The sequence below is a fragment of the Roseomonas sp. TAS13 genome, assembly GCF_001950415.1.
GTDB classification, from domain to species: domain Bacteria; phylum Pseudomonadota; class Alphaproteobacteria; order Acetobacterales; family Acetobacteraceae; genus Roseomonas; species Roseomonas mucosa.
The window spans coordinates 1-3,695 of the sequence record NZ_BDLP01000399.1 but is presented as its reverse complement, the minus strand read 5'-3'; the positions used below and the strand labels follow the sequence as shown (position 1 = coordinate 3,695).

Here is a 3,695-nt window from a genome sequence, read left to right as displayed (position 1 = left end):
CGCCCGACGTGCTGGAGAAGATCATCGCCCGCATCCCCGTCGGCCGGCTGGGCCGGGCCGACGACATCGCGCGCGGCGTCTGCTTCCTCACCGCCGACGATGCCGAGTTCATCACAGGCTCGACCATATCCATCAACGGTGGACAGCATATGTACTGAACCGCTCAGGGGACACAGGCCCGGCGGTGCGGCCGAGGGGACTCTTCCTTCCTCCGGATGCCAGGATCCGGAATCCGGCAGGTGAAGTGGAATCAGGAGGCTGGGTTGATCGACAACCGCACGCGTTCACATCGTTCCAGGGTCGCTATCATCGAGGCAGCCCTTCATGTCCTGGCGCGCAACGGCGCCGGGCAACTGACGCTCGATGCCGTGGCGCGGGAGGCCGGGATCAGCAAGGGTGGGCTCATGCACCAGTTCAGGACAAAGGAAGCGATCATCAAGGCCCTGCTGGAGCACCACATCACCTATATCGAGACGTTCCAGAAGGACTACCTCCTGGAGAATGGCGACGGCCTTCCCCAGCCCGAGCTCAGCGCCGAAATCGCCGGCGACCGCGAGGCGACGACGATGCCCCACTCGATCGCCCTGGCGGTCTTCGGCGCGATGGCCGAGGACCAGCATCTTCTCGCACCCGTGCGGGAACACGCGAAATGCCGGACAGCGCTGCTGCGATCCGAGGCGGAAGACCCCGACGAGGCGATGATGAAGTGGTTCGCCGGAAAGGGAATCCTGTTCTGCAGCCTGCTGGGGATCAATCCCCTGGATGACGAGGGCGTCGACCGCCTGTTCCGGCAGCTGGAAAAGACCGGGGAGCGGGGCTGAACGACCGCATGACGGGCCCGGGCAGGGCCAACCCCCATGGTGCGGCCCGCGGGCCCGGCGGCGATCCCCGCCAGCCCGCGGCTGTCCGATCAGCCGGGCTCGCGCGGCCTGTCGCTGAGAGCCGGCGCCGCCCGCTGGCCGGCGAGGCCCGTGCCGGCGCCCAGGCGGATGCTGCCATCGGCCTGCGGCACGGCGAGCGGCGCGATCTGGACAGCCGCTCCGGCGGTGGTGAGGCCGATGGCGCGGGCACCCTGGTTGCTGAGGTCGATCAGCCGGTCGCTGCCCTGCGGCGTCACGTCGCGCACCTGCACCATGGTGATGCGGCCATTCTCCAGGTTCTTGACCCGCAGCGTGGAGCCGAGGGGCAGGACGCTGCTGGCGGCGATGTAGTCCGAGGGGTCGTAGGGCATGCCGTTGGCCATCGGCTCCCCGGCGATGCGGAAGGTGATCAGGCCGGCGGTGCCCTGCCGCAGCTCGCCGGTACGGTCCTCGCCCGGGTTGCCCATGGGGGGGCGGATGCCGGGACGCGTGAGCTCCACCACCGAGCCATCGCTGCCCGCCAGGGCGGCGGGCGAGGCCGCGAAAACCCCGGGCGCGTCCGTCAGGACCGCGGTCCCGAGCGCCAGCGTTCCGAGACACAGACCCAGAAACGCCCGATTCCACGTCGCCAGCATGGGGTTCGACCTCCAACTCACCGATTATAGCGGATGGCGCGGCCAATCGGGTGATTCGTTGCGCGAAGTTTCCGCTTCAAGCCTTTGGGAGCGCAGTGATAGTGGCGCCCCCGCAACGCTTTGGCCATGGCGACGGCACAATCCGGGGGGCAGGTCCGCGCAGCGGGGATGGCCACGCGCGGCGCCGTGATGCACGGGCCGAGTCGGCCCACGGTCCGGCCTGTGGCCGGGAAGGCCGGCGCGCCTCTGGCCCGGGGGAATCGGACAAGCGTTCCGCGCCTTCCGCCACCACCGGGCCGGACGCGGAGCCGCCGGTCAGGCGGGCGTCTCCTCCCGGATCGCGGCCCGTTGCCCACCGCTCAGCCGCAGCAGCGCCCCGGCCTCGGTCTCGAAGACATGGCTGGGGCTGCCGGCGGCGGCCCAGAGGCGCGGCAGGCGGAACAGGTCCTCGTCCAGCAGCACCAGCGGCGGGGTCAGATGGCCGACCGGGGAAACGCCGCCGATGGCAAAGCCCGTCACCTCCCGCACCCAGCGCCCCTTGGCCGGCTCGACGCGCAGCCCGGTCGCGGCCTCGACCTTCGCCGGATCGACCCGGTTGGCGCCGGAGGCGATCACCAGAACCGGCCGGTCCCCGGCGCGGAAGACGATGGACTTGGCGATCTGCGCCACGTCGCAGCCCACCGCCGCGGCAGCCTCGGCGGCGCTGCGCGTGCCCTCGGGAAAGCCGCGGATGGTGTCCGGATGCCCGGCGGCGAGCAACGCCTGCCGCACCCGCTCCACCGAGCCGCCCGCTTCCGCCTGCCCGTCCCGGCTGTCCCGCTGGCTCATGCCTGCCATCTTTCCCGTCATCGCCTGTCGCAGTGCCGAGCTGGATAGACCATCTTGCGCCGGTGCGGGACACCCCCGCCCTCGCCGACTGCCTGACTTCCGGACCCGCCCCGCTTGCCCGAGACCCTCGCCCCCGACCGTCCCGCCCCCCTGCCCGGCATCGCCCCGGCTGCCGAGCCGCTGGCCCTCTATGTCCACTGGCCCTTCTGCTTGGCCAAGTGCCCCTACTGCGACTTCAACTCCCATGTGCGGGACCGGGTGGACGCGGCGCGCTTCGGCCGCGCCCTGCGGGCGGAACTGTCGGCCGAGGCCGCGCGCAGCGGGCGGCGGCGGCTGCTCTCGGTCTTCTTCGGCGGCGGCACGCCCTCGCTGATGCCGCCCGAGCTGGTGGCGGGAATCCTGGAGGATGCCCGCCGCCTCTTCGACGCGCCCCCGGATCTGGAGGTGACGCTGGAGGCCAACCCGACCTCGGTGGAGGCCGCCAAGCTCCGCGCCTTCCGTGAGGCCGGGGTCAACCGCCTGTCCCTGGGCGTACAGTCGCTGGAGGAGGAATCCCTCCGCTTCCTGGGCCGCCAGCATTCGGCCGGCGAGGCGGTGGCGGCGCTGGAACAGGCCCGCGCCACCTTTCCGCGCCTGAGCTTCGACCTGATCTACGCCCGTCCCGGCCAGTCCGAGGATTCCTGGCGTGCCGAGCTGCGCCGCGCCCTGGCGCTGGCCGCCGACCATCTCTCGCTCTACCAGCTCACCATCGAGCCCGGCACGCGCTTCGCCACGGAACATGCCCGCGGCGCCTTCGCCCTGCCGGCGGATGACGATGCGGCGGCGATGTACACCGCCACGGCGGAGGAGGCCGCGCGCTTCGGCCTGCTGCCCTACGAGGTCTCGAACTACGCCAGGCCGGGCGCGGAGAGCCGGCACAACCTCGCCTACTGGCGCTATGGCGACTATCTCGGCATCGGTGCCGGGGCGCATCAGCGACTGGAACTCGGCGGCGCGCTCCTCGCCGCCCGCCGCCACCGCGCGCCGGAATCCTGGCTCTCCCTGGTCGAGCGCGAGGGCCATGCCCGGGTGGAGGAAATGGCCCTGGCGCCGGAAGAGCGCGGGCGCGAGGCGCTGCTGATGGGGCTGCGCCTCGCCGAGGGCATCGACCCCGCCCGTGTCGAGCGCCGCAGCGGCCGGCCCTTCGCCGATCTGGTGGAGCCGGCGGTGCTGCAAGCCTGCCTGGAGGAGGACTACCTCCGCTGGTCGCCCGAGGGGCGGCTGGTCGCCACCACCGAGGGCCGCCTGCGCCTGGACGCGATGCTGCCCGCCCTGCTGCGCTGAGGCGCTTTCTCGCGGCCGAGACCGGCCTTGCGCCCCTTGGTCCGGGGGG

The 3,695-nt window shown here is 72.1% G+C and carries 5 protein-coding genes; 3 read left to right on the top strand and 2 right to left on the bottom strand.

The window, feature by feature from the left end:
* The coding region (locus tag ROTAS13_RS20920) for an SDR family oxidoreductase (protein WP_139323465.1) at nucleotides 1-158 on the top strand (158 nt) is incomplete at its 5' end.
* 105 nt (nucleotides 159-263) lie between these two features.
* The gene (locus tag ROTAS13_RS20915) at nucleotides 264-821 is read left to right on the top strand and encodes a TetR/AcrR family transcriptional regulator (RefSeq protein WP_051544276.1); all 558 of its coding nucleotides are present in this window, start codon (nucleotides 264-266) and stop codon (nucleotides 819-821) included.
* Nucleotides 822-910: 89 nt separating this feature from the next.
* Here the strand turns inward: ROTAS13_RS20915 and ROTAS13_RS20910 are convergent, their stop codons facing one another.
* Together ROTAS13_RS20910 and ROTAS13_RS20905 are read right to left on the bottom strand one after the other, a co-directional pair.
* A complete protein-coding gene (locus ROTAS13_RS20910; RefSeq protein WP_019463405.1) occupies nucleotides 911-1,495 on the bottom strand; it encodes a septal ring lytic transglycosylase RlpA family protein in 585 nt (194 codons plus the stop codon).
* 315 nt (nucleotides 1,496-1,810) lie between these two features.
* On the bottom strand, nucleotides 1,811-2,323 hold the full coding sequence (locus ROTAS13_RS20905; RefSeq protein WP_058389797.1) for a YbaK/EbsC family protein: 513 nt from the start codon (nucleotides 2,321-2,323) through the stop codon (nucleotides 1,811-1,813).
* A 114-nt stretch (nucleotides 2,324-2,437) separates the two neighbouring features.
* Here ROTAS13_RS20905 and hemW point away from each other — a divergent pair, with 114 nt between their 5' ends.
* Nucleotides 2,438-3,646 (top strand): radical SAM family heme chaperone HemW, encoded by a 1,209-nt coding sequence (gene hemW, locus ROTAS13_RS20900; protein ID WP_306309687.1) that lies wholly within the window; start codon nucleotides 2,438-2,440, stop codon nucleotides 3,644-3,646.
* The last annotated feature ends 49 nt before the right edge of the window (nucleotides 3,647-3,695 follow it).

What these genes read in the sequence shown, in the direction of transcription:
- ROTAS13_RS20910 (WP_019463405.1), bottom strand. Translation starts at nt 1,495, where the DNA reads ATGCTGGCGACGTGGAATCGGGCGTTTCTGGGTCTGTGTCTCGGAACG.
- ROTAS13_RS20905 (WP_058389797.1), bottom strand. Translation starts at nt 2,323, where the DNA reads ATGAGCCAGCGGGACAGCCGGGACGGGCAGGCGGAAGCGGGCGGCTCG.